Annotated in this window: 24 protein-coding genes; 7 read left to right on the top strand and 17 right to left on the bottom strand. The window is 60.8% G+C overall.

What is annotated here, in order from left to right:
- Positions 1-17: 17 nt before the first annotated feature.
- The 4 genes from ACM1ZW_RS15900 to yiaY all read right to left on the bottom strand — a co-directional run bounded on the left by ACM1ZW_RS15900 (position 18) and on the right by yiaY (position 4496).
- Positions 18-944: a hydroxymethylglutaryl-CoA lyase gene (locus tag ACM1ZW_RS15900; RefSeq protein WP_414884922.1), complete on the bottom strand. Its 927-nt coding sequence runs from the start codon at positions 942-944 to the stop codon at positions 18-20.
- Complete coding sequence (locus ACM1ZW_RS15895; RefSeq protein ID WP_017336879.1) at positions 941-2134, bottom strand: CaiB/BaiF CoA transferase family protein; 1194 nt, start codon at positions 2132-2134, stop codon at positions 941-943. The genes ACM1ZW_RS15900 and ACM1ZW_RS15895 overlap by 4 nt, the downstream gene beginning before the upstream one ends.
- Positions 2135-2369: 235 nt before the next feature.
- A complete protein-coding gene (locus ACM1ZW_RS15890; RefSeq protein WP_031318471.1) occupies positions 2370-3278 on the bottom strand; it encodes a LysR family transcriptional regulator in 909 nt (302 codons plus the stop codon).
- 69 nt (positions 3279-3347) lie between these two features.
- Positions 3348-4496, bottom strand: coding sequence for an L-threonine dehydrogenase (gene yiaY / locus ACM1ZW_RS15885; RefSeq protein ID WP_017336877.1), 1149 nt, complete (start codon positions 4494-4496; stop codon positions 3348-3350).
- A gap of 158 nt (positions 4497-4654) precedes the next feature.
- Between yiaY and ACM1ZW_RS15880 the strand changes: the two genes are divergently transcribed.
- Entirely contained in the window at positions 4655-5674 is a 1020-nt protein-coding gene (locus ACM1ZW_RS15880; RefSeq protein WP_416738874.1) for a DUF4917 family protein, read from the top strand.
- Positions 5675-5821: 147 nt separating this feature from the next.
- Here ACM1ZW_RS15880 and ACM1ZW_RS15875 read toward each other — a convergent pair whose 3' ends face one another.
- A complete protein-coding gene (locus tag ACM1ZW_RS15875; protein ID WP_416738873.1) occupies positions 5822-6364 on the bottom strand; it encodes a helix-turn-helix domain-containing protein in 543 nt (180 codons plus the stop codon).
- Positions 6365-6472: 108 nt separating this feature from the next.
- On the opposite strand from ACM1ZW_RS15875, the gene ACM1ZW_RS15870 reads away from it, so the two are divergent.
- Both ACM1ZW_RS15870 and ACM1ZW_RS15865 read left to right on the top strand, forming a co-directional pair.
- Positions 6473-7255 carry an aldolase gene (locus ACM1ZW_RS15870; protein WP_017336874.1) on the top strand — a complete coding sequence of 261 codons (783 nt, stop codon included), beginning with the start codon at positions 6473-6475 and terminating at the stop codon, positions 7253-7255.
- Positions 7256-7284: 29 nt separating this feature from the next.
- Entirely contained in the window at positions 7285-8172 is an 888-nt protein-coding gene (locus ACM1ZW_RS15865) for a dihydrodipicolinate synthase family protein (protein ID WP_017336873.1), read from the top strand.
- A 144-nt stretch (positions 8173-8316) separates the two neighbouring features.
- On the opposite strand, the gene ACM1ZW_RS15860 is transcribed toward ACM1ZW_RS15865, so the two are convergent.
- From ACM1ZW_RS15860 to ACM1ZW_RS15850, 3 genes are all read right to left on the bottom strand, one after another.
- Positions 8317-8661 (bottom strand): YegP family protein, encoded by a 345-nt coding sequence (locus ACM1ZW_RS15860; protein WP_017336871.1) that lies wholly within the window; start codon positions 8659-8661, stop codon positions 8317-8319.
- Positions 8662-8808: 147 nt separating this feature from the next.
- Positions 8809-9114: a ribbon-helix-helix domain-containing protein gene (locus tag ACM1ZW_RS15855; RefSeq protein ID WP_017336870.1), complete on the bottom strand. Its 306-nt coding sequence runs from the start codon at positions 9112-9114 to the stop codon at positions 8809-8811.
- A gap of 14 nt (positions 9115-9128) precedes the next feature.
- Positions 9129-9710, bottom strand: coding sequence for a DJ-1/PfpI family protein (locus tag ACM1ZW_RS15850; protein WP_008025704.1), 582 nt, complete (start codon positions 9708-9710; stop codon positions 9129-9131).
- Positions 9711-9946: 236 nt separating this feature from the next.
- Between ACM1ZW_RS15850 and ACM1ZW_RS15845 the strand changes: the two genes are divergently transcribed.
- Entirely contained in the window at positions 9947-10858 is a 912-nt protein-coding gene (locus ACM1ZW_RS15845) for a DMT family transporter (RefSeq protein WP_017336868.1), read from the top strand.
- Here ACM1ZW_RS15845 and ACM1ZW_RS15840 read toward each other — a convergent pair.
- The 4 genes from ACM1ZW_RS15840 to ACM1ZW_RS15825 form a co-directional block, all read right to left on the bottom strand.
- Positions 10846-12063: a class I SAM-dependent methyltransferase gene (locus tag ACM1ZW_RS15840; protein ID WP_414879570.1), complete on the bottom strand. Its 1218-nt coding sequence runs from the start codon at positions 12061-12063 to the stop codon at positions 10846-10848. The genes ACM1ZW_RS15845 and ACM1ZW_RS15840 overlap by 13 nt on opposite strands.
- A gap of 265 nt (positions 12064-12328) precedes the next feature.
- Positions 12329-12946, bottom strand: coding sequence for a TPM domain-containing protein (locus ACM1ZW_RS15835; protein ID WP_414884916.1), 618 nt, complete (start codon positions 12944-12946; stop codon positions 12329-12331).
- A gap of 27 nt (positions 12947-12973) precedes the next feature.
- Entirely contained in the window at positions 12974-13729 is a 756-nt protein-coding gene (locus tag ACM1ZW_RS15830; RefSeq protein ID WP_414879569.1) for a TPM domain-containing protein, read from the bottom strand.
- 34 nt (positions 13730-13763) lie between these two features.
- A complete protein-coding gene (locus ACM1ZW_RS15825) occupies positions 13764-14372 on the bottom strand; it encodes a LemA family protein (protein ID WP_017336864.1) in 609 nt (202 codons plus the stop codon).
- Positions 14373-14610: 238 nt separating this feature from the next.
- On the opposite strand from ACM1ZW_RS15825, the gene bglX reads away from it, so the two are divergent.
- Positions 14611-16902: a beta-glucosidase BglX gene (gene bglX / locus ACM1ZW_RS15820; protein WP_416738871.1), complete on the top strand. Its 2292-nt coding sequence runs from the start codon at positions 14611-14613 to the stop codon at positions 16900-16902.
- A 141-nt stretch (positions 16903-17043) separates the two neighbouring features.
- Here bglX and ACM1ZW_RS15815 read toward each other — a convergent pair whose 3' ends face one another.
- The 5 genes from ACM1ZW_RS15815 to ACM1ZW_RS15795 form a co-directional block, all read right to left on the bottom strand.
- Positions 17044-18201, bottom strand: a complete 1158-nt coding sequence (locus tag ACM1ZW_RS15815) for a phospholipase D-like domain-containing protein (RefSeq protein WP_017336862.1) — start codon at positions 18199-18201, stop codon at positions 17044-17046.
- A 1-nt stretch (position 18202) separates the two neighbouring features.
- Positions 18203-18793: a YceI family protein gene (locus tag ACM1ZW_RS15810; RefSeq protein WP_017336861.1), complete on the bottom strand. Its 591-nt coding sequence runs from the start codon at positions 18791-18793 to the stop codon at positions 18203-18205.
- Positions 18794-18966: 173 nt separating this feature from the next.
- Positions 18967-19296, bottom strand: a complete 330-nt coding sequence (locus tag ACM1ZW_RS15805) for an amidase (RefSeq protein WP_416738870.1) — start codon at positions 19294-19296, stop codon at positions 18967-18969.
- Positions 19293-20384 (bottom strand): serine hydrolase domain-containing protein, encoded by a 1092-nt coding sequence (locus ACM1ZW_RS15800; RefSeq protein ID WP_416738869.1) that lies wholly within the window; start codon positions 20382-20384, stop codon positions 19293-19295. The genes ACM1ZW_RS15805 and ACM1ZW_RS15800 overlap by 4 nt, the downstream gene beginning before the upstream one ends.
- Positions 20385-20475: 91 nt before the next feature.
- The gene (locus ACM1ZW_RS15795; RefSeq protein WP_416738868.1) at positions 20476-21363 is read right to left on the bottom strand and encodes an acyl-CoA dehydrogenase; all 888 of its coding nucleotides are present in this window, start codon (positions 21361-21363) and stop codon (positions 20476-20478) included.
- 154 nt (positions 21364-21517) lie between these two features.
- Between ACM1ZW_RS15795 and olsB the strand changes: the two genes are divergently transcribed.
- Positions 21518-22273, top strand: a complete 756-nt coding sequence (gene olsB / locus ACM1ZW_RS15790) for an L-ornithine N(alpha)-acyltransferase (protein ID WP_017336857.1) — start codon at positions 21518-21520, stop codon at positions 22271-22273.
- On the top strand, positions 22273-23064 hold the full coding sequence (locus ACM1ZW_RS15785) for a lysophospholipid acyltransferase family protein (protein WP_416738867.1): 792 nt from the start codon (positions 22273-22275) through the stop codon (positions 23062-23064). Before olsB ends, ACM1ZW_RS15785 begins: the two co-directional genes overlap by 1 nt.
- Positions 23065-23161 lie beyond the last annotated feature (97 nt).

Here is a 23161-nt window from a genome sequence, read left to right as displayed (position 1 = left end):
GGGCGTTGTTCGGTGTGTCAGAAAGGGGTTGGGTGCAAGTCGCAATTGCGTCCGGCCTTGGCCAACTGGCCTGGCACTTCGTGCCCCAACAGCGCGGGTAATCCTCGCGACAACCTCAACAACAGCGGCAGGTCGATGCCGGTGTGAATGCCGATTTCATCGCACAGGTTCACCAGGTCTTCGGTGCAGATATTGCCCGAGGCACCCGGTGCAAACGGGCACCCGCCGAGGCCGCCGAGGGCTGCGTCAAAGCGTCGGGCGCCGGCCTCGTAAGCGGCCAGCACGTTGCACAAACCGAGGCCGCGGGTGTTGTGGAAATGCAGGGTCAGGTCCGCTGGCGAAACCCGCTGCAAGACCCGGCGCACCAGTCGGTCGACCTGACGCGGATTGGCCATGCCGGTGGTGTCGGCCAGGGTGATGCCCTGAATGCCGAGTTCCTGATAGGCCTCGACGATTTGCAGTACACGGTCCTCATCGATCCTGCCTTCGAACGGGCAACCGAACGTGGTGGCGATGCTGCCGTTCAGTCGCACCTGAGTGTCACCCACGTAGTGCACGATCTCGCCGAACGCGGCCAATGAGGCTTCGCACCGCATGCGCATGTTCGCCAGGTTGTGGGTCTGGCTGGCGGACATCACCAGGTTCAGCTCATCGGCCCTTGTCGCCAGCGCCCGTTGCGCACCTTTGAGGTTGGGGATCAACGCGACGTAAATCACTCCCGGTTGACGGGTGATGCCCTTGAACACCAGCTCGCCGTCGCGTAGCGCCGGAATGGCCTTGGGCGACACGAACGAACCGGCTTCGATGCGGCTGAATCCGGCCAGCGACAGCTGATCGATCAGGGCAATCTTGTCGACCGTTTCAACCCACGTCGGCTCGATCTGCAGGCCGTCGCGGGGGGAGACTTCCTGAACGATCAGGGTCTCGGAAAAATCAGTGATCATTGCACCACCCCTTCAGTTTTCAGGCGTTCGATGTCTGCGTCCGTCAGGCCCAACCCCGCGAGAATCCCGTCGGTGTGCTGGCCCAGGCTCGGCCCCGACCAGTTCACGCCACCGGGGGTTTCGGAGAGTTTGGGCACGATGCCCGGCATCGTCACTGTCGCGCCGCCAGGCAGGTCGGCGTTGAGCAGCATGTCCCGCGCCTGATAGTGCGGATCAGCGACGATGTCAGCCACCGAATAGATGCGTCCGGCCGGTACTTCAGCGGCTTCCAGCGCCGACAGGACTTCGTCGATCGGCAGGCTGCTGGTCCAGTGAGTGATGGCAGCATCCAGCACATTGCTCTTGGCTGCGCGACCATCGTTGTGGGCAAACTCCGGCGCGTCGGCCAGATCGCGGCGACCGACGACTTCCATCAAGCGCTTGTAGATCGGATCGCTGTTGCCGGCGATCACCACGTAGGCCCCATCGGCCGTCAGGTAGGTGTTGGACGGCGCGATGCCGGGCAATGCCCCGCCGCTGCGCTCACGCACATGACCGAGCATGTCGTATTCCGGCACCAGGCTTTCCATGACGTTGAACACGCTTTCGGCCAGCGACACATCGACCACTTGCCCGCCGCCCTGCCCGGTCTTGACCCGCAGCAGCGACATCAAGGCGCCGATCACCGCGTGCAGCGACGCCAGTGAATCGCCAAGGCTGACACCGACCCGCGCCGGTGGTGAACCGGGGGTGCCGGTGGTGTAGCGAATCCCGCCCATGGCCTCGCCGATGGCGCCGAACCCTGGACGGTCGCGGTACGGACCGGTCTGGCCGTAGCCGGAAATGCGCACCAGAGTCAGGTTGGGATTCAAGGCGTGCAACACGTCCCAGCCCAAACCGAGTTTCTCGAGAGCGCCAGGGCGCAGGTTTTCGATCAGCACGTCGGCGCTGGTCGCCAGTTGCTTGACCAGTTCAATGCCTTCGGGGGATTTCAGATTCAGCGCCAGGGACTTCTTGTTGCGCGATTGCAGGTACCACCACAACGAGGTGCCTTCGTGCAGCTTGCGCCATTTGCGCAGGGGATCGCCCTGGCCCATGGCTTCGATCTTGATCACCTCGGCGCCGAACTCGGCGAGCATGCGCGCGGCGAACGGCGCGGCGATCAGCGTGCCGATTTCGATCACCTTGATTGCACTCAGGGGGGCAGTCATCGCGGGGTACCTCTGTTGTTCTTGGAATATGCGCCAAGGCTAGAGGAGCGAGGGGACTGGAATCCAACCTTCTGTTGGCAACGGGCGTTCGTGAAACGCGAACGCTCGGGGAGATTACCGCGACCTCAGGTCGGTCATCGCTGGCAGGCCAGCTCCCACAGTGATCTGCGGCGTTCACCAATCCTCTTTAGGAGCGGGCTTGCCCGCGATGAGGCCGGTCCCGGCAATGAAAATCTCAGACCTGCCCCCGCAACTGCTCAAACAACATCCTGCTCACCGGCGACAACGCCGCTTCATCGCGCACGACCAGAATCAACGCCCGATCCGACCAGTCATCGGTCAACGGCACCGCACGCAACCCCAGCGCCCGGCCAAACAATTCGTAAGCCTTCTGCGGCAAAATCCCGATGCCCATGTTGGCCTGGACCATCCGGCACATCGCATCGAACCCCGGCACATGAATCCGCAATCGCAACACCTTGCCCGCCTCACGCGCGGCGGCGTGGGTGCGCATGTTGATGGAACTGGCGGAATGCAGGCCGACGTAATCGCTGCCCAGCGTATCGGCGAACGCCAGGCTGGAACGGCTGGCCAATGGATGATCCGGCAGCATCAGCACCACCAGTTTGTCCTGGCGATACAGCACGCTGTGCAGGCCTTTCACATCGCTGTCGCTGGAACAGATCCCTAGGTCCGCCACGCCATCCAGCACGCCTTGAATCACACCGCCGCTGGGACGCTCTTCGAGATCGGTCTTGACCTGCGGATGTCGTTCGGAAAAGCCCCGCAGGTCTTCCGGCAGAAACTGAATGATCGCCGACAGGTTGGCGAGCATCCGCACATAACCACGAATGCCATGGCTGTGTTCACCCAGTTCAAAGCCCATTTTCTCGACGTTGAACAGCATCTGCCGAGCATGGTGCAACAGGGTTTCGCCGGCCGGCGTCAGGGTCATGCCCTTGGCCTGACGCACGAACAGGCTAATGCCCAGCGCCTCCTCCAACTCCATCAACCGCTTGCTCGCCGCCGACACCGCGATGGCCTCGCGGGTCGCAGCACGGGTCAGCGTGCCTTCTTCGTGGACGGCGACGAATAGCTGGAGGGTGATGAGGTCGAGGCGGCGGATCAGGCTTTTTTGCAGCATCTGGGACTCGCGATGTCGGCTCGGACGAAGACGCAGCATAACGTCCTTTGCGCCCGAGCCGTGCGACCGTCAAAACGCGCTGCGGAAAATCTCCTCGATCTGCCGCTGATCCGCGGCCCGTGGATTGGTCACGCCACACGCGTCTTTCAAGGCGTTGGCGGCGAGGGTCGGGATATCGTTGAGCCGGGCACCGAGTTCGCGCAAGCCAGCGGGAATTTCGACGTCTTTCGCCAGGCTACGAATCGCCGCGATGGCCGCCTGGGCGCCCTCTTCCGGGCTGAAGCCGCGGATATCGGCACCCATTGCATGGGCCACGTCGGTCAGGCGGTCGGCGCACACCAGCGCATTGAAACTTTGCACATGTGGCAACAGCACGGCGTTACAGACGCCGTGGGGCAAGTCGTAGAAACCACCCAACTGGTGGGCCATGGCATGCACGTAGCCAAGAGACGCATTATTGAACGCCATGCCCGCAAGGAACTGTGCGTAAGCCATGTTTTCCCGCGCGGACAGGTCGCTGCCATCTCGCACGGCAAGGCGCAGGTTGTTGCTGATCAACGTGATGGCCTTCAACGCACAGGCATCGGTGATCGGGTTGGCGGCGGTGGACACGTAGGCTTCGATGGCGTGGGTCAGCGCGTCCATGCCGGTGGCGGCGGTCAGGCTTTTGGGCATGGCGACCATCAGCGCCGGGTCGTTGACTGACAGCAGCGGCGTGACGTTGCGGTCAACGATGGCCATTTTCACGTGACGCGATTCGTCAGTGATGATGCAGAAACGCGTCATCTCGCTGGCCGTGCCCGCGGTGGTGTTGATGGCGATCAGCGGCAATTGCGGCTTCTCGGATTGATCGACGCCTTCGTAATCGCGGATCTGCCCGCCGTTGGTCGCGCACAAGGCGATGCCCTTGGCGCAGTCGTGGGGCGAACCGCCACCCAGCGACACGACGAAATCACAGCGACTTTCCTTGAGCAGGCCCAGGCCACTTTCGACGTTGGCGATGCTCGGGTTGGGCTTGGCGCCGTCGAAGATGACCGAGTCAATATCCTTCATCGCCAGTTTCTCGGCGATCATCGCCGCCACGCCGGCCTTGGCCAGCCCGGTGTCAGTAACAATCAGCGCCTTGCGAAAGCCGTACTTGCCAATCGCGTCCATGGCTTCGTCGAGGCAACCAATACCCATGATGTTCACGGCGGGGATGAAAAACGTGCTGCTCATGGCGAATCTCCAGGGCTAGGACCGTATCGGCTGTTCGATTCGGCGAATACTCACAGGATCGCCTCATCGACCAAACGCTAACTTGATCTGGCTCAAGTCCGGGTCGTGATAAAGTCGCCGCCCATCCGACCTTTTGCTTTTTTGAGACAACGACCGCAATGACCGATTTCCAGGATGTCGATGCCCAGCTTGAAGACTGGAACGCCTTGCGCGCCACCACCTCGATCAGCGGCCTGCTGGTGGGCAACGGTGCCAGCCGTGCGGTTTGGGACGATTTCGGCTACGACTCGCTGTTCGAAAACGCCCGCACCGTGGAAGAAAAGCCACTGAGCCAGTCCGAACTGAGTGTGTTCGATGCGATGCAGACGCGCAGTTTCGAGCAGGTGCTGGGCGCTCTGAAAACCACCAGCCGCGTGAACAAGGCCCTGGCTGTCAGCTCCGCCGCGCCGCGCAATCGCTACTATGCGATCAAGGAAGCGCTGATCAACACCGTGCACGCGGTGCACATCCCGTGGCGGCTGGTGGTGCCCTCGACGCTGGCGACGATCAGTCAGGAACTGGGGTGTTACCGGACGGTGTTGACCACCAATTACGACTTGCTCAACTACTGGGCCATTCAACACCAGCCTGATGCCATCACTGACCTCTTCCAGGGCACCGAGCCGGGTTTTGACCTGAGCGCCACGGCGACCGATAAAACCCGCTTGCTGTACCTGCACGGCGGTTTGCATCTGGTGCGCAATCAGGACGGCACGGCGCGCAAACTGATGTCGACCGAGGGCACGTTGCTGGGCAGTTTCGCGATCAACAACACGATCAAGACGCTGGATGACGTGCCCTTGTTTGTGAACGAAGGGCCGAGCGCGGACAAGCTCAAGACCATCCGCAGTTCGGATTATTTGTCGTTTTGCTATGACCAGCTTTTGGGGCATGGCGAGGGGTTGTGCGTCTTTGGCCACGCGTTGGGTGAGCAGGACAGCCACATCGTTCATGCGCTACGCCAGGCGAAACCGAAGGTGGTGGCGGTGTCGATTTATCCGCGCAGCAAGGCGTTTATCCAGCATCAGAAGCGGCATTACGCGAAGGTGTTTGAAGGGACCGGATCAGAACTGCGGTTTTTTGATTCGAAGACGCATGCGCTTGGCAATCCAAAGCTGACCGTTCCCGTCGAGGTCTGAAGCAAACACCGTACCCGTGGCGAGGGAGCTTGCCCCCGCTCGGGTGCGCAGCAGCCGCAAAACTGGACAATGCTTTCTCTCTGAAAAAAGCAGGGGGCCGCTTCGCAGCCCAGCGGGAGCAAGCTCCCTCACCACCAAGGCGTCTAATCATTCTTCCGTGCTATGCACCACCACCAGCAACTGCGCCTTGACCTCGCCTACCGAGCGGATGCGGTGCGGTTTCTGCGCATTGAAGTGCAGCGCATCCCCCCGCTCGAGCAGCACGCGCTCGTTCATGAAATCCACTTCCACCTGCCCTTCGTGGACGAACAGAAACTCTTCCCCCAAGTGTTCCTTGAAGGTTTTGTCCGCGAATTCGAACGGCGGATAAATGATAAACGGCAACAGACTGCGCTCACTCACCTGATGCGCCAGCACCGCATAACCAGGACTTTCGTCATTGGCCGCCAACGACTGGCGCTCATGGCTGCGCACCAGGCTGTAGCTATCGAGGCTGACGCTGTCCTCGGAGAACAATTCCTCGACCTTGACGTTCAGCGCCTTAGCCAGTTTCAGCGCGGCCGCGATGGACGGCGTATTCAGCCCACGCTCGACTTTTGACAGATAGCTCTTGGTCATGCCGGATTTTTCGGCCAAGGCCTCGAGCGTCACGCCTAGTTTTTTTCTCAATAATTTCAAACGGATAGACATGGAGATCGATTAACCCATCAAGGAGGCGACGATTTGCGCTTGCCAATGACACAACGTGTCACATAGCCTCGTTAGTGTCATTTGCGTGAAACACCCGAGGACACTGATATGGCGAAGACCTTAGCACTACCCAAAGAGCAACTGGTCAAGCAAGCACTGACCCAGATGCAAAATACCCTGGCGGATAATACGTGGACCGACCGGCAAAAGCTGGCCCTGACCTGCCGTATTCTGTTCGAGAACGGTCACGACTCCGGCCTGGCCGGGCAAATCACCGCCCGCGGCCCGCAACCGGGCACTTACTACACTCAACAACTGGGCCTGGGTTTCGACGAAATCACCGCCAGCAACCTTCTGCTGGTCAACGAAGACCTGGAAGTGCTTGAAGGCCACGGCATGCCCAACCCGGCCAATCGTTTCCACAGCTGGGTGTACCGCGCCCGGCCGGACGTGAACTGCATCATCCACACGCACCCGACCCACGTCGCGGCGCTGTCGATGCTGGAAGTGCCGCTGCAGATTTCCCACATGGACCTCTGCCCGCTCTACGACGATTGCGCCTTTCTCGAAGGCTGGCCGGGTGTGCCGGTCGGTAACGAAGAAGGTGAACTGATTGCCGGTGCACTCGGCGACAAACGGGCGATCCTGCTTTCCCACCACGGCCAGTTGTCGACGGGCACGACCATCGAGGAAGCCTGTGTCATCGCGCAACTGATTGAACGCGCCGCCAGGCTGCAACTGCTGGCGATGAGCGCTGGGACCATCAAGCCGATCATTGCGGAGCTGGGTCGTGAAGCCCATGACTGGATCTCGAAACCCAAGCGCCATGGCGCCGCTTTCAACTACTACGCTCGGCAGAACCTGCGTCAACACGCCGATTGCCTGAACTGACCCCACTCACTTTGAAGAGGAGCGTCGCCATGTCGACCCCAACGATTCACGGCATCATCGGCTACACCATCACTCCGTTCACCGCCAATGGCGAAGGCGTTGATCTTGACGCGCTCGGGCGCTCCATCGACCGCCTGATCGACGGCGGCGTCCACTCGATCGCACCGCTGGGCAGCACCGGCGAAGGTGCCTACCTCAGCGATGCGGAGTGGGATCAGGTCGCCGAATTCAGTATCAAGCACGTGGCCAAACGAGTGCCGACCATCGTCAGCGTGTCCGACCTGACCACCGCCAAAGCCGTGCGCCGCGCACGGTTTGCCGAAGCCCACGGCGCCGATGTGGTGATGGTACTGCCGACGTCCTACTGGAAACTCAGCGAAGCGGAAATCCTCGCCCACTACCGCGCCATCAGCGACAGCATCGGCGTACCGATCATGCTCTACAACAACCCGGCCACCAGCGGCACCGACATGTCGGTGGACCTGATCCTGCGCATCGTCAACACCGTGGATAACGTGACCATGGTCAAGGAGAGCACCGGCGACATCCAGCGCATGCACCAACTGCAACGGCTCGGCGAAGGTCAGGTGCCGTTCTACAACGGCTGCAATCCGCTGGCGCTGGAAGCCTTCGCGGCAGGTGCGAAGGGCTGGTGCACGGCGGCGCCGAACCTGATTCCGCAGCTCAACCTGGAGCTGTATGAAGCGGTCCTGGCCAACGATTTGAGCACGGCGCGTGACCTATTCTATCGCCAGTTGCCGCTGCTGGATTTCATTTTGAAAGGTGGGTTGCCGGCGACCATCAAGGCCGGCTTGCGCGCGACCGGGCTGGAGGCGGGTGATCCGCGATTGCCGGTGTTTGCGCTCGGTGAGGCTGGGCTTGGTCAGCTTCAAGGCTTGTTGAAAGCATTGCGCTGATCCCCGGGCACACACAAAAACCAATGTGGGAGCAAGCCTGCCAGCGATAGCGGCCTGACACTCAACATCTTCGTCGAATGTTAAGCAGACATCGCTAGCAGGCTAGCTCCCACAGTGGATTTGCATTGGGTTTGAAGGATGCGATCAGAGCACCGGCAAGGTCTTGTCCTTGATCACGGTCGTCGGGCCGTTGGCCTTCACGCTCGCGATGCCTTTGTCCCGGGCGGCATCAGAGGAATAGGTTTCGCTGTTGCCGATAATTTCGTGATTGCCAGCCTTGAGGTTGAAGTACGGCTGACCGTCCTTGGTGGTCTTTTTCTCATAGCGCTCATCCAGCGGGCTGTTCTTCTGCACCGAGGCTATGCCGCCTTCGGCGGCGCTGCGAGTGGTGTAGTGCTCGCTGTTCAGAATGGTTTCGGCATTCGCCGCTTTCAGCACGAAGCGAAACTGGCCGTTGCTGGTTTTGCTTAACTCATACCATCCAGACATGCTCTTTCTCCTTGGCGATTGAGAGGTTTCGCGCTTCAGAGTAAAGACCAGCCCTGTATTTTTGTCGCCTAGCAAGCCCCACACACATTTGGAATGCGATCAAATGTGGGAGTGGGCTTGCTCGCGAATGTGGCAACACGGTTTGTGCTACTTCGCAGCCGTCCGCACCACCGACAACTCCGGCGCCTGCACGCGCCGCTGACTCAAATACCGCGTGCAACTCACCCGCAGGAAGGAGGCGAAATTAACCACTTCGCCGCGGTAGTCCATCACCTCTTCATACAGTTTGGTGATCAACTGGTTGGTGGTCATGCCATCGACCTCGGCGATTTCGCTGAGGATGTCCCAGAACTGATTCTCCAGCCGCAGGGTGGTGACCACCCCGCAGATGCGCAGCGAGCGGGAGCGCGATTCATAGAGAATCGGATCGGCTTTGACGTAGAGCTCGCACATGGAATCGTCCCTCGTTACAGCGTGATTTTGGTGCCCAGCAAGCCGAGGAAACCGGCGAGCCAGCTCGGGTGGGCCGGCCAGGCCGGAGCAGTGGCCAGATTGCCTTGAACGTGACCTTCCGTCACCGGGATATCGATGAACGTGCCGCCCGCCAGGCGCACTTCCGGCGCGCAGGCCGGATAGGCGCTGCACTCGCGACCTTCAAGGACACCTGCCGCTGCCAGCAATTGTGCACCGTGACACACGGCGGCGATCGGCTTGCCGGCCTTGTCGAAGGCGCGCACCAGATCCAGGACTTTTTCGTTCAGGCGCAAGTATTCCGGGGCACGACCGCCGGGGATCAGCAGCGCGTCGTAGTCGGCCTCGGCGACCTTGGCAAAATCGAAGTTCAGGGCAAACAGGTGGCCGGGTTTTTCGCTGTAGGTCTGGTCGCCTTCGAAGTCATGGATCGCCGTGCGCACGGTCTGGCCGGCGGATTTGTCCGGGCAGACGGCGTGCACCGTGTGACCGACCATCAGCAAGGCCTGGAACGGCACCATCACTTCATAGTCTTCGACGTAATCGCCGACCAGCATCAGGATTTTCTTGGCAGCCATGGGGAGGACTCCTCTGTGAAATGCGTAGGAGTATTCAAGGTAGTCCTTATCCGTGAGAGTGGGTAATAACCAGCTACTACGAACAATGAGCTTTTGTGGCGAGGGAGCTTGCTCCCTCACCACAGGGATTACTCGCAACTGTACGGATAACTCTGCGCCCAGCTGTAACAGAGCTATCCCTGAGGTTTGTGGCTAGATGAAGCCATCTCCCATCACCCTGAATTCCGGTCCCCATCATGTCCTCGCGCGAAAACACCGGCATGGCCCTCGGCCTGCTTGGCGTTGTGATTTTCAGCCTCACCCTGCCCTTCACACGGATCGTCGTGCAGGAACTCCATCCGCTGCTCAACGGCTTGGGTCGTGCGCTGTTCGCGGCCATTCCGGCCGCGATATTGTTACTGTGGCGCCGGGAAAAATGGCCAACCTGGAAACAGGTCAAAGGCCTGGCACTGGTGATCGCCGGGGTGATCCTCGGTTTCCCGGTGCTCTCGGCCTGGGCGATGCAAACGTTGCCTGCGTCCCACGGTGCTTTGGTCAATGGCCTGCAACCGCTGTGCGTGGCGTTGTACGCCGCGTGGTTGTCCCACGAACGACCGTCGAAAGCCTTCTGGGCCTGTGCCGCGCTGGGCAGCGCGCTGGTGCTGGGTTACGCGTTGATCAGCGGCGCCGGCAGCATTCAGGCCGGTGATTTGCTGATGCTCGGCGCAATTGCCGTGGGCGGTCTGGGTTATGCCGAAGGTGGCCGCTTGGCCAAGGAAATGGGCGGCTGGCAGGTGATCTGCTGGGCGCTGGTGCTGTCGACACCGCTGTTGATCGGGCCGGTGGTGTACTTGGCGCTGCAACACCAGGGCGAGATTTCGGCCAAGACCTGGTGGGCGTTTGGTTACGTCTCGCTGTTCTCGCAGTTCATCGGTTTCTTTGCCTGGTACGCCGGTTTGGCGATGGGCGGCATTGCCCGGGTCAGTCAGATTCAGTTGTTGCAGATTTTCTTCACCATCGCGTTCTCGGCGTTGTTCTTTGGTGAACACATCGAGCCGATCACCTGGCTGTTTGCTGCCGGGGTGATCGTGACGGTGATGCTCGGACGCAAGACCGCTGTGCGTCCGGCGCAACCGGGCACGTTACCGGCCGGGGTTCAGCTCAAATAGCCGTCGGCCCGCAGCAAGGTTTCGAGGCAATGTTCGCTGATGTGGTAGAAATCCTTCAGCTCCTGAATCTTCACCAACAGCTGGGCCGGGTCCACCGGCTCGGCGCGTTTGACCGCCAGGATCATCTTGTTCTTGTTGGTGTGGTCCAGTGAGATGAACTCGAACACCTTGGTTTCATAACCGCAGGCTTCGAGGAACAGCGCTCGCAAACTGTCGGTGACCATTTCCGCTTGCTGGCCCAGGTGCAGTCCATATTGCAGCATCGGCTTGAGCAGCGCCGGGCTCTGGATTTGCAGGCGGATCTGCTTGTGGCAGCACGGCGAGCACATGATGATCGACGCGCCGGAGCGGATGCCCGTGTGGATCGCATAGTCCGTGGCAATGTCGCAGGCGTGCAGCGCGATCATCACGTCCAGCTCGCTCGGTGCGACGCTGCGCACGTCACCGCACTTGAACACCAGGCCCGGATGCTCCAGTTTCGCGGCGGCGGCGTTGCACAGCGTGACCATCTCTTCACGCAGCTCGACGCCGGTCACCTCACCTTCGGCGTTCAAGGTGTTGCGCAGGTAATCGTGGATCGCGAACGTCAGGTAACCCTTGCCCGAACCGAAATCCGCGACCCGCACCGGTTTGTCCAGCGCCAGTGGCGAGGTGGTCAGCGCATGGCTGAAGACTTCGATGAACTTGTTGATCTGCTTCCACTTGCGCGACATCGCCGGGATCAGCTCGTGCTTGCTGTTCGTCACACCAAGGTCGGCGAGAAACGGCCGGCTCAGGTCGAGAAAGCGATTCTTCTCGCGGTTGTGCTCGGCAGACGGCACTTCGCGCAATTGCTGAGGTTTGCTCTTGAACAGCGAAGACTTGCCCTTTTTGCTGTATTCGAGCTGGGCTTCGTCGGTCAGCGACAACAAATGCGCATTTTTGAACGAGGCCGGCAACAACGCGGCGATGGTCGCCACGCCCTCGGCCAGCGGCAGGTTCTTGGTGATGTCGCGGGTCTTGTAGCGGTAGACGAAGGACAGGCAAGGCTGATCCTTGACGGTCAGTTGCTTGATGATCAGCCGTTGCAGATCCGCTTCGGTGCCGACGTACTTGGCCAGCACCAGCTTGATGAAGGCGTTGGCGTCGAGGCTGGTTTGCAGCAGGTCGATGAACTGGGCGTGGTGATCCGGCGCGAGGCTGGCGGGAGTGGCGGTGACGGACATGAAAAAAACGGCCTCGGGCGGAGCGAATCGGGAATGGCGGGTATTTTAGGGGGGATGGCCGTTCGGGACACGCAGTTATTTACCGAACGGTGCGAATCCTGAGGGAGTCGAGTCCCCTGTGGCGAGGGAGCTTGCTCCCGCTGGGTCGCGAAGCGGCCCCATTCGATTCATCAGTCAGACCGAGTTCTCAGGTTTTACGACTGCTTTGCAGCCGAGCGGGAGCAAGCTCCCTCGCCACAAAAGCCCGCTCACCACAGAAGGTGTATCAGCCCAACACCACCAACCGATTCGGCAACTCATTCCTCACATGCGTCACCGGCACGTGCACCTTGAGCAATTCGCCACACGCTTCGACACACGTCACAAACCCCTGCAACGTCTGCCCCTGCTTCACCTGCTGGGTGAACGCCGCCACAATCGCGTCCCAGTTCTTGTTGTCCAGCCGTTTGGAAATCCCTTCATCCACCAGGATTTCCACATAACGCTCGGCCTCGCAAACGAAAATCAGCATGCCCGTACTGCCCACGGTGTGGTGCAGGTTCTGCTCCAGAAACTGCCGACGCGCCAGGTTCGAGGCGCGCCAGTGACGTACGGAGCGCGGGATCAAATGGGTGGTGACTTTCGGAATACGGAACACCAGGCACAACACGATGAAGGTGACCCATTGCACCAGCAGCAGGCTGTGCATGGTCAGCCAGCCGGTCAGGTAATGCACGACACCCGGCACCACCAGCGCCAGCAAGCTGGCCCATAGCAGCGGGATGTACGCATAGTCGTCGGCGCGGGCCGCGAGCACGGTCACCAGTTCGGCGTCGGTGTCGCGCTCGACCCGGGCAATTGCCTCGGCGACTTTGCGTTGTTCGTGTTCAGTCAGTAGTGCCATTTTACGAATGCCCGTTCATTGTTGTTATCACCAGCCGCCCGACGAACCGCCGCCCCCGAAACTGCCCCCACCGCCGCTGAAGCCCCCGCCTCCACCGCCGCCGCCAAATCCACCACCGCCGAAACCACCACTCGAGCCGCCCGAGCCACCTCGGCCAGCCGGCAGGATCCCGAACATCTGCAAGACGAATATCGTCAGGATGAACAGCAACACCAGGAACACAAACACCCCGGGATGCCGCGAAACGAAGTCACTCTCCTGATTGCCGCCGGAGTCGTACACCGTCGACGGCTCATCCAGCGGACTGCCGCCCAATACCACCAGCATCGCCGCGACCCCGTCGCTGATACCCTTGCTGAAGTTGCCGGTCTTGAATGCCGGGGTGATCACCTGGTTGATGATCACCGAACTCTGCGCATCGGTCAGGCGATCTTCCAGGCCATAACCGACTTCGATCCGCAACCGGCGCTCGTCGCGAGCGACGATCAGCAGCGCACCGTTGTTCTTGTCCTTCTGCCCGATGCCCCAGTGGCGACCGAGCTGATAGCCGAAGTCTGCAATGTCAGTGCCCTGCAGGTCCGGCAACGTCACCACCACCAATTGTTCACCGGTGGCTTTTTCATGGGCGTTGAGCTGTTGCGTCAACTGCTCGCGCACTGAGGGTTCAATCAATTGGGCGTTATCCACCACCCGCCCGGTCAGCTGCGGAAACTTCAGCTCGGCTTGCGCCGTGGCGACAAACACCCAAAGCAACAGCGCCAGGCCCACTTTCAACAAACGCATTGGCAACCTCATCCGTGGTAATGCATCAGGCCGGTCAGAACTTCACTTCCGGTGCTTTCTCGGCACCGGGGCTGGTGGCTTCGAAGGTTTCACGAATCGGCAGATCGCTGTACATCACGGTGTGCCACAAGCGCCCCGGGAAAGTACGGATTTCGGTGTTGTACTTCTGCACCGCGAGGATGAAATCACGACGCGCCACGGCGATGCGATTCTCGGTGCCTTCCAGCTGCGATTGCAACGCGAGGAAATTCTGGTTGGCCTTGAGATCCGGATAGCGTTCGGACACCACCATCAAACGACTCAAGGCGCCGGTCAGCTGATCCTGCGCTTGCTGGAACTGCTTGAGCTTCTCGGGATTGTCGAGGGTGCTGGCATCCACCTGGATCGACGTGGCCTTGGCCCGGGCTTCGATCACCGCTGTCAGGGTTTCCTCTTCATGCTTGGCGTAGCCCTTGACGGTTTCCACCAGGTTGGGGATCAGGTCGGCGCGACGCTGATACTGGTTCTGCACCTGGCCCCAGGCGGCCTTGGCCTGTTCGTCGAGGGTCGGAATGTTGTTGATGCCGCAACCGGCCAGCAACGTGGTCAGCAACATCAAGGCTGCGATCCGCAGGCTTGACCGAGTGTGGTGTCGTACATTCATCTGGTTTGACGCTCCCTTGTACATTCCGTTGAAAAAACAACCAGCGACCTTCTGGACCGCCTCTTGGGGCATAATCTGCCGCCGCCACTGGATTGCATCGAGCCAATGGGCTAAAAGATGCCCCAGCGCAAAGACACGCAGAAGTGTGCTGCATTTACCTGAACAACAATAGTCGCTCCCTAAATTTTGGCTGACCGGCGCGTATTCCCCGCCGTTTAGGCTTTAGAGAAAACCATTCATGAAGAAGCTGTGTTTGCTGGGCCTGTTCGTCAGCCTGGCCAGTCATAACCTATTGGCCGCCACGACCCCTGCACCCCTGGAGAACAAGGACGCCTTCATCAGCAACCTGATGAAGCAAATGACCCTCGATGAAAAAATCGGCCAGTTGCGCCTGATCAGCATCGGCCCGGAAATGCCTCGGGAGATGATCCGCAAGGAAATCGCCGCTGGCAACATCGGCGGCACGTTCAACTCCATCACCCGCCCGGAAAACCGTCCGATGCAGGACGCGGCCATGCGCAGCCGGTTGAAGATCCCGATGTTCTTCGCCTATGACGTGATCCACGGCCATCGCACCATTTTCCCGATCCCGATTGCGCTGGCGTCGAGCTGGGACATGGACGCCATCGGCCTGTCCGGGCGCATTGCCGCCAAGGAAGCCGCGGCGGACAGCCTCGACATCACCTTCGCGCCAATGGTCGACATCTCCCGCGACCCGCGTTGGGGTCGGACTTCCGAAGGCTTCGGCGAAGACACTTATCTGGTGTCGCGCATCGCCGGCGTGATGGTCAAGGCTTTTCAGGGCTCTGGCGCGAACGCAGCCGACAGCATCATGGCCAGCGTCAAGCACTTTGCCTTGTACGGCGCGGTCGAGGGTGGTCGTGACTACAACGTCGTCGACATGAGCCCGGTCAAGATGTACCAGGACTACCTGCCGCCGTACCGCGCGGCGATTGACGCCGGTGCCGGCGGCGTGATGGTCGCGTTGAACTCGATCAATGGCGTACCCGCCACGGCCAACACCTGGCTGATGAACGACTTGCTGCGCAAGGAATGGGGCTTCAAGGGCCTGGCAGTCAGCGACCATGGGGCGATTTTCGAGCTGATCAAGCACGGCGTCGCTCGTGATGGTCGCGAAGCCGCGAAGCTGGCGATCAAGGCTGGCATCGACATGAGCATGAACGACACCCTGTACGGCAAAGAGCTGCCGGGGCTGTTGAAGGCGGGCGAGATCGAACAGAAAGACATCGATAACGCCGTCCGCGAAGTGCTCGCAGCCAAGTACGACATGGGCCTGTTCAAGGACCCGTACCTGCGCATCGGCAAGGCAGAGGATGATCCGGCCGACACTTACGCCGACAGCCGCCTGCACCGTGCCGAGGCCCGCGACGTTGCGCGCCGCAGCCTGGTGCTGCTGAAGAACCAGGGCGAAACCCTGCCGCTGAAGAAAACCGCGAAAATCATGCTGGTCGGTCCGCTGGCCAAAGCACCGATCGACATGATGGGCAGTTGGGCTGCCGCTGGCCGTCCGGCTCAATCGGTCACTCTGTTTGACGGTATGACCCGCGCGCTGGGCGATAAATCGACGCTGATCTACGCCCGTGGCGCCAACATCACCAGCGACAAGAAGGTCCTGGATTACCTGAACTTCCTCAACTTCGACGCCCCGGAAGTGGTGGACGATCCGCGTTCGGCGCAAGTGCTGATCGACGAAGCAGTGAAAGCCGCCAAGGATGCCGATGTGGTGGTGGCAGCGGTGGGCGAGTCCCGTGGCATGTCCCACGAATCGTCGAGCCGCACCGATATCAACATCCCGGCCAACCAGCGCGATCTGATCAAGGCGTTGAAAGCCACCGGCAAACCGCTGGTGCTGGTGTTGATGAACGGCCGTCCGCTGTCGATTCTCGAAGAGAAAGACCAGGCGGACGCAATCCTGGAAACATGGTTCAGCGGCACCGAAGGCGGCAACGCCATCGCCGATGTGCTGTTCGGCGACTACAACCCGTCGGGCAAACTGCCGATCACCTTCCCGCGTTCGGTGGGCCAGATTCCGACCTACTACAACCACCTGAGCATTGGCCGGCCATTCACACCGGGCAAACCGGGCAACTACACCTCGCAGTATTTCGATGACACCACCGGTCCCCTGTTCCCGTTCGGCTTCGGTCTGAGCTACACCGATTTCAGCCTGACCGACATGGCCCTGTCATCGACCACGCTGAACAAGACCGGCAAGCTCGACGCCAGCGTCATGGTGAAAAACACCGGCAAGCGTGATGGCGAAACCGTGGTGCAGTTGTACATCCAGGACGTCACCGGCTCGATGATCCGGCCGATCAAGGAACTGAAGAACTTCCAGAAAATCACGCTCAAGGCCGGTGAGCAGAAAGTCGTGCACTTCACCATCACCGAGGATGACCTGAAGTTCTTCAATGCCCAGCTCAAGTACGCGGCGGAGCCAGGCAAGTTCAACGTGCAGATCGGCCTGGACTCCCAGGACGTGACGCAGCAGAGTTTTGAACTGCTGTAATTATTCAAACACCACAAAAACCTGTGGGAGCGAGCCTGCTCGCGATGGCGGCCTGACAGTCAACAATGATGTTGAATGTTATGGCCTCATCGCGAGCAGACTCGCTCCCACAGTGGTTTTGGGGTGTTGAGGAGACTGGGTTCAGCCCCGTCGATCCAGCAGATTCACCACCAGCCGATCCACCCATCCCCACACCCTCTGCTTCACACGTCGCCACAACGGTCGGCGTTTCCATGCTTCCAGGCTCACCTCCTGGCTCAACGCAAAGTCCCGTTCGAAACTCGCCGCCACCGCCCGCGTCAACCCGGGGTCCAGTGCTTCAAGGTTGGCTTCCAGGTTGAAACGCAGATTCCAGTGATCGAAATTGCACGAACCAATGCTCACCCAGTCATCGACCAGCACCATTTTCAGGTGCAGGAAACACGGCTGGTATTCGAAAATCTGCACCCCGGCCTTGAGCAATCGCGGGTAGTAGCGATGCCCGGCGTAGCGCACCGAGGGGTGATCGGTGCGCGGCCCGGTCAGCAGCAAACGTACATCAACGCCTCGACCGGCGGCCCGACGCAACGAGCGGCGTACTTTCCACGTCGGCAGAAAATACGGCGTGGCCAGCCAGATTCGCTTTTGTCCGCTGTTCAGCGCACGAACCAGCGATTGCAAAATGTCGCGGTGCTGACGGGCGTCGGCATACGCCACCCGGCCCATGCCCTCGCCTGTGGACGGCACGCGCGGCAATCGTGGCAGGCCGAAATGCGCAGCAGGTTTCCAAGCGCGGCGGTGGCGGTTGGCGATCCATTGGCGGTCGAACAGCAACTGCCAGTCGATGACCAGAGGGCCGGTAATTTCCACCATCACCTCATGCCATTCGCTGGTGTCTTCGCCTGGCGTCCAGAATTCATCGGTGACACCGGTGCCACCGACCACCGCCATGCTCTGATCGACCAGCAACAGTTTGCGATGATCGCGATAGAAATTGCCGACCCAGCGCCGCCAGCTCAGGCGATTGTAGAAACGCAGCTCCACGCCCGCCGCCATCAGCCGCTGACGCAAGGTCAGGGTAAACGCGAGGCTGCCATAATCATCGAACAGGCAGCGCACACGAACTCCCCGCTCGGCGGCCTGGACCAATGCCTGAACCATGGCCTCGGCACAGGCGCCCGCCTCCACCAGGTACAGCTCCAGTTCGACTTGTTCCTCAGCGCGAGCGATGGCGACCAGCATGCGCGGGAAAAACTGCGGACCGTCGATCAGCAGCTCGAAGCTGTTGCCTTCACGCCAGGGAAAAATCGCGCCGGCCATGTCAGCGCGCCGTGAAAATCAGTACCGCACCCACCGGCACCGACAGACTGATCGCCGACAAACCGGCGAGCTTGCGCAAACTGTCCAGCCCTGGCGCCAGATCGAAATCCGCGGCGTTGATCACCAGCGGTTCGAGCGTCACCACCTGAAAGCGCCGGTCATCGAGACGGGTCGCCAGCAGTTCGGCGTTGTAGTCGTGTTGTTTGCCATGGAGATTGACGGTCACCGGCAAACGCAATTCGAGTTGCGCACCGGGCGCGAGGTCGTTGATCGGGCGCAGATCAATCTGCGCGGTGATCAAGGCTTCGGGGAAGGTCTGGATCTCGAACAGTTCCTTGCGCATGCGTTCGTCACGCAAAGGGATGCCGCTGTTCACCGATTCCAGCTCGACTTCCACCTCGGCCAGGCCTTTGGGACTGACCTTGCCATGCAGCACCAGAAAGCGCTGCACTTCGGAAATGTTGGCGTTTTTGGTGCTGACGAACGACAGCCGTGAAGACTCGCCGTCCAGGTACCAATTGGCCTGGGCCGAGAGTGTGGCACCGGTCAGCAGCACAAAGGCCAGGGTTTGGATAAGGGACCGCTTGAACATAAAGACTCGTGGGGAAATAAACCTGCACGAACCTTAACCGCCCGTGAGCGCATTGCAAACCGCGAAGATCAAAAGATCGCAGCCTGCGGCAGCTCCTACAAGATCGGGTTACATCACTGTTTGCATGGGTGGACACACAATCCCTGTAGGAGCTGCCGCAGGCTGCGATCTGTTCAAGGCATCAACCGACAGCCCTGGCGTTCGCCGCCCCACTCGGCGCTGTTGCTGCGCCCCATCCCGCTGACGGTAATTCGTTTTCTGGCGGGGTCATCGGTAAAGCTGCTGGTAGGCAGCCACTGTTTGACATAGCCATGGCAATACTCGACGTCGTTATTCATCACATAGCGGCACGAGCAGTATTCCTTGGCGGTGTAGGCGCTGATGATGTCCGGGAACGCCCACAGCGCCACCCGTTCCTGCCAGATCCAGCCGAGCAAGGCGATCAGCAGGATCAACCCCAGCGAGCTGAACGGTCGACGGCGGACAAAAGGGCGGCGATTCATGGCTGCACCTTCCCGGCGACTGCCAGGCGCGCGAGTCTGAGCAGTTCGTTGTGTCGATAACTGCCGTCGCGATCATCGCCGTAACGCACGATCACCAGGTGCTCACTGGGGATCACGTACATCGCCTGGCCCCAATGCCCGAGTGCGGCGAAGGTGTCGGCGGGGGCATCGGGCCAGGGTTGTGCGGCACCCTCCGCGGCACGATTGAGCCACCAATGACCGCCAGGCACCGCCTCGTCCTGATGGGCTCGATAGCGGTCGAAAGGCTGGAGGTTGAAGGCGACCCAATCCTTGGGCAGCAATTGCCGGTCGCCCCAACGACCGTCGCGGGCCATCAACAGGCCGACTCGCGCCAAGTCGCGCGCGGTGAGGTAGGCGTATGACGAGGCGACGAAAGTACCCGTGGCGTCAGTTTCCCAAACGGCGTGGCGAATGCCCAAGGGTTCGAACAGCGCAGTCCATGGATAGTCGGCATACCGGGCCGGGCCGACGATGTTTTTCAGCGCGGCGGCCAGCAAATTGCTGTCGCCACTGGAATACCGAAAGGTCTGGCCGGGTTGCGCATACTCGGCGTGATCGGCCGTGAATGCGGCCATGTCGCGATGACCGCGGGTGTAAAGCATCGCCACCACCGACGACTTCAGCGGGGCGTATTCGTAGTCTTCCTGCCAGTCCAGGCCGGAGGCCCAGTGCAGCAGATCGGCCAGGGTGATTGCCGGGTGGTTTGTCAGCGCCGGATAGTATTTCAGCACCGGGTCCTGGAGCCTGAACAGGCCTTCGCCATAGGCCACGCCGAGGACCGCGGCCATCAGGCTTTTGCTGACCGACCAGGTCAGGTGCGGCGTCTCGGCAGTGGTCGGGCCGGCGTAGCGTTCGTAAATCAACTGGCCGTCGCGGATCACCAGCAAGGCGTCAGTGCGGATACCTTTTCGGTCGCTCTCGTCGCGGGGTGGGAAGGCGTAGGTTTCCAGGGCTTGAATGGCCGGGCCGCTGAGGGCCGGGCCGGTGGACCATTGCTCGGCGGGCCAGTTTTCGGCCTGGGCTGTGAGACTTAGCAGCATGAACAGCAGGGGCAAGCCTTTGAACATGGAGGGGGCTCGGAAAGTTGAACCTGCTGAGCCTAGTCGAGGTAGATGACAGTTTTGAAGTTTGTGTTGACCGTGCCGCCCGCCATCGCGGTCAATTCAGCGAATATCCGGCAAGTGCCTTGGCCAACCGCTTCCCCCGTGCCCCCGCCGCCAGATCCATCACCGCCTGATCCCGCTGCCACATCACCGCCCACTCCGGCGGTCCATCGGCCAACGCTTGATTCACTTCAACCTTCAACCCCTCAAACTGCGCAAACAACCCGCCCAACAACACATGCCCGGCCGGGTTGTTCGGCGCCTGCCGGCTGACTTCCGCGCACCCGGCCAACAGCGCCAGCAAACGCAATGACAAGCCCTGCGGCCAGTCACTGTCCTGACCCACCCCATACAACCACGCCGTCATGGCGCTCAGCACATAGACATCTTCCAGCGTCCGGAACGGTTTGACGTACGCGTCCCAGCCATCCCCCGCCAGCAATTCACACAAGGCGCTCTCGAGAAACAACCGACCGTGGCTGATGTCCGGCATCAGCGGGATCGCCGGGAGCTTTTCCACCCGCACACCCGGTTCGCCGGGATAAACGACGGCCAGGCTCAAGCGCGGAGCCTCGCCGGGTCCTTCACTGCGGGCGGCAATCAATAGCCAGTCCGCAGCATCGCCGGCGGTGACGAAATCCTTGCGCCCGCTCAGGCGCAGGTCAGTCAGACGTGTCTGCATGTCCGCCACCCGCAGGCTGCGCTGTTCGGTCGCGCACAACGCGCCGAGGCTAGGCGGCGCGCTCGGCCAGAGCATGCGCAACGCCGCCTGATAACCCACCAGAAAGGCCAGCCCCGGTGTTGCCATCAGACGTCCACCAACCACCGCCAGCTCGAACGGCGTGACCGCGCCCAACTGCTGCAACAAGGTCGCGAAACCCTCTGCGAGGTCCGGGTTGGCGGGCAAGCGATCGTGACGTTTCAACAGGGTTTGCCAGGGCATAAGAGGCTCCTCATGGGCTGTCATATAAGCATCACCAAAGCTTCATGGCGATGACACCGGGGCTACATAGCCTGACTTTGCACAACACGGCCGCATAAAGAAAGTCGATCGGCTCTAACCCAAGACGGGTGACCAGCCCGCACGGAGATTCGCAATGACTCAGATCGCCCGCATCAGCGACACCGGCAACGAACGCCGCCTGCAAGCCGAACGCCTGGTGGGCGCCGAGGCCTTGCAGGAAGCCCAGGCTTTGCGCTTCAACGTGTTCAGCGGCGAGTTCAACGCCAAGCTGAAGGGCGCGGAACTGGGTCTGGACATGGATGACTATGATGTTCACTGCGCCCATATCGGCGTGCGTGACCTGAACACCGGACGCCTGGTGGCAACCACTCGCTTGCTCGACCACACCGCCGCCAGCAGCCTGGGCAGGTTTTACAGCGAAGAAGAATTCAGCCTGCACGGCCTGGTCCACCTCAAAGGCCCGATCCTTGAAATCGGTCGCACCTGCGTCGACCCGGCCTACCGCAACGGCGGCACCATCGCCGTGCTTTGGGGTGAACTGGCCGAAGTCCTGAACCAGGGCGGCTACAGCTATTTGATGGGTTGCGCGAGCATCCCGATGCAGGACGGCGGCATTCAGGCCCACGCGATCATGCAGCGTCTGCGCGAACGTTACCTGTGCACCGAAAACCTGCGCGCCGAACCGAAAAAACCGCTGCCTGTTTTAGACATCCCCTCCAACGTCATCGCGGAAATGCCGCCGCTGCTCAAGGCCTACATGCGCCTCGGTGCGAAGATCTGCGGCGAGCCGTGCTGGGATGAAGATTTCCAGGTGGCCGACGTGTTCATCCTGCTCAAGCGCGACGAACTCTGCCCGCGCTACGCCAAGCACTTCAAGGCGGCTGTGTAATGAGCCGTCTGCGGGTGTACGCGCGGATTGCGCGAGTGTTGGTGGTGGTTGCGCTGGGCTTGAGCATGGCCAGCATCTTTGGGCTGTTCGAACGCGTGGGCATCGCCCATTCGATGGTCCGCCGTCAGCGTTGGTCGCGTTTCTTCATGGCGCGGCTGGCCAATGCCCTGCCCTTTCGCGTGACCGTGCACGGTGAATTGCCGAAGGAATCGATGCTCTGGGTCAGCAACCATGTGTCCTGGACCGACATCCCGCTGCTGGGCATGCTGACGCCGCTGTCGTTTCTGTCAAAAGCCGAAGTGCGTACCTGGCCGGTAGCGGGCTGGTTGGCGGCCAAGGCTGGCAGCCTGTTTATCCGTCGTGGTTCAGGCGACAGCCAGTTGATCCGCAAACAGATGACCCGTCATCTGGAACAGGAACATGCGTTGCTGATGTTTCCGGAGGGCACCACCACCGATGGCCGTTCGTTGCGCACCTTTCATGGTCGCTTGCTGTCGGCGGCGATTGATTCGCAAGTGAAGCTGCAGCCGGTAGCGATTCGTTATCTGCGCGAGAGTCAAGTGGACTCGCTGGCACCGTTCATTGGCGACGATGATTTGCTCTCGCACCTGATGCGCTTGTTTGCCAATGATCGGGGTGAGGTGGAGATTCATCTGCTCAAGCCGATCGCTTGTGAAGGTCGCGAAAGGGCGGCGCTGGCGTTTGAAGCACAGCAGGCGGTGCAGAAGGCATTGTTTGGGGCGATTCCGGAGAAACAGCAGGTTCCGATGCGGCCGGCTATCGCGGCCTGACGCAATTCCCCCCGGAAAAACACAAATCCCCTGTGGGAGCCTGCTCGCGATAGCGGTGTATCAGTCGACAACTATGTTGGATGACAGACCGCAATCG

The organism is Pseudomonas sp. NFX71 (assembly GCF_048079215.1).
Taxonomy (GTDB): Bacteria; Pseudomonadota; Gammaproteobacteria; order Pseudomonadales; family Pseudomonadaceae; genus Aquipseudomonas; species Aquipseudomonas fluorescens_B.
The sequence above is the reverse complement of the archived record's forward strand: the minus strand, read 5'-3'. Positions and strand labels throughout refer to the sequence as shown.

Coding starts and splice junctions, on each gene's coding strand:
- ACM1ZW_RS15805 (WP_416738870.1), bottom strand. CDS start 19,296: ATGAATCGCCGCCCTTTTGTCCGCCGTCGACCGTTCAGCTCGCTGGGG.
- ACM1ZW_RS15850 (WP_008025704.1), bottom strand. CDS start 9,710: ATGGCTGCCAAGAAAATCCTGATGCTGGTCGGCGATTACGTCGAAGAC.
- ACM1ZW_RS15835 (WP_414884916.1), bottom strand. CDS start 12,946: ATGGCACTACTGACTGAACACGAACAACGCAAAGTCGCCGAGGCAATT.
- ACM1ZW_RS15830 (WP_414879569.1), bottom strand. CDS start 13,729: ATGCGTTTGTTGAAAGTGGGCCTGGCGCTGTTGCTTTGGGTGTTTGTC.
- ACM1ZW_RS15815 (WP_017336862.1), bottom strand. CDS start 18,201: ATGGCCGGCGCGATTTTTCCCTGGCGTGAAGGCAACAGCTTCGAGCTG.
- bglX (WP_416738871.1), top strand. CDS start 14,611: ATGAAGAAGCTGTGTTTGCTGGGCCTGTTCGTCAGCCTGGCCAGTCAT.
- ACM1ZW_RS15825 (WP_017336864.1), bottom strand. CDS start 14,372: ATGAATGTACGACACCACACTCGGTCAAGCCTGCGGATCGCAGCCTTG.
- ACM1ZW_RS15900 (WP_414884922.1), bottom strand. CDS start 944: ATGATCACTGATTTTTCCGAGACCCTGATCGTTCAGGAAGTCTCCCCC.
- ACM1ZW_RS15785 (WP_416738867.1), top strand. CDS start 22,273: ATGAGCCGTCTGCGGGTGTACGCGCGGATTGCGCGAGTGTTGGTGGTG.
- ACM1ZW_RS15865 (WP_017336873.1), top strand. CDS start 7,285: ATGTCGACCCCAACGATTCACGGCATCATCGGCTACACCATCACTCCG.
- yiaY (WP_017336877.1), bottom strand. CDS start 4,496: ATGAGCAGCACGTTTTTCATCCCCGCCGTGAACATCATGGGTATTGGT.
- ACM1ZW_RS15845 (WP_017336868.1), top strand. CDS start 9,947: ATGTCCTCGCGCGAAAACACCGGCATGGCCCTCGGCCTGCTTGGCGTT.
- ACM1ZW_RS15795 (WP_416738868.1), bottom strand. CDS start 21,363: ATGCCCTGGCAAACCCTGTTGAAACGTCACGATCGCTTGCCCGCCAAC.
- ACM1ZW_RS15840 (WP_414879570.1), bottom strand. CDS start 12,063: ATGTCCGTCACCGCCACTCCCGCCAGCCTCGCGCCGGATCACCACGCC.
- ACM1ZW_RS15890 (WP_031318471.1), bottom strand. CDS start 3,278: ATGCTGCAAAAAAGCCTGATCCGCCGCCTCGACCTCATCACCCTCCAG.
- olsB (WP_017336857.1), top strand. CDS start 21,518: ATGACTCAGATCGCCCGCATCAGCGACACCGGCAACGAACGCCGCCTG.
- ACM1ZW_RS15860 (WP_017336871.1), bottom strand. CDS start 8,661: ATGTCTGGATGGTATGAGTTAAGCAAAACCAGCAACGGCCAGTTTCGC.
- ACM1ZW_RS15880 (WP_416738874.1), top strand. CDS start 4,655: ATGACCGATTTCCAGGATGTCGATGCCCAGCTTGAAGACTGGAACGCC.
- ACM1ZW_RS15810 (WP_017336861.1), bottom strand. CDS start 18,793: ATGTTCAAGCGGTCCCTTATCCAAACCCTGGCCTTTGTGCTGCTGACC.
- ACM1ZW_RS15875 (WP_416738873.1), bottom strand. CDS start 6,364: ATGTCTATCCGTTTGAAATTATTGAGAAAAAAACTAGGCGTGACGCTC.
- ACM1ZW_RS15870 (WP_017336874.1), top strand. CDS start 6,473: ATGGCGAAGACCTTAGCACTACCCAAAGAGCAACTGGTCAAGCAAGCA.
- ACM1ZW_RS15855 (WP_017336870.1), bottom strand. CDS start 9,114: ATGTGCGAGCTCTACGTCAAAGCCGATCCGATTCTCTATGAATCGCGC.
- ACM1ZW_RS15800 (WP_416738869.1), bottom strand. CDS start 20,384: ATGTTCAAAGGCTTGCCCCTGCTGTTCATGCTGCTAAGTCTCACAGCC.
- ACM1ZW_RS15895 (WP_017336879.1), bottom strand. CDS start 2,134: ATGACTGCCCCCCTGAGTGCAATCAAGGTGATCGAAATCGGCACGCTG.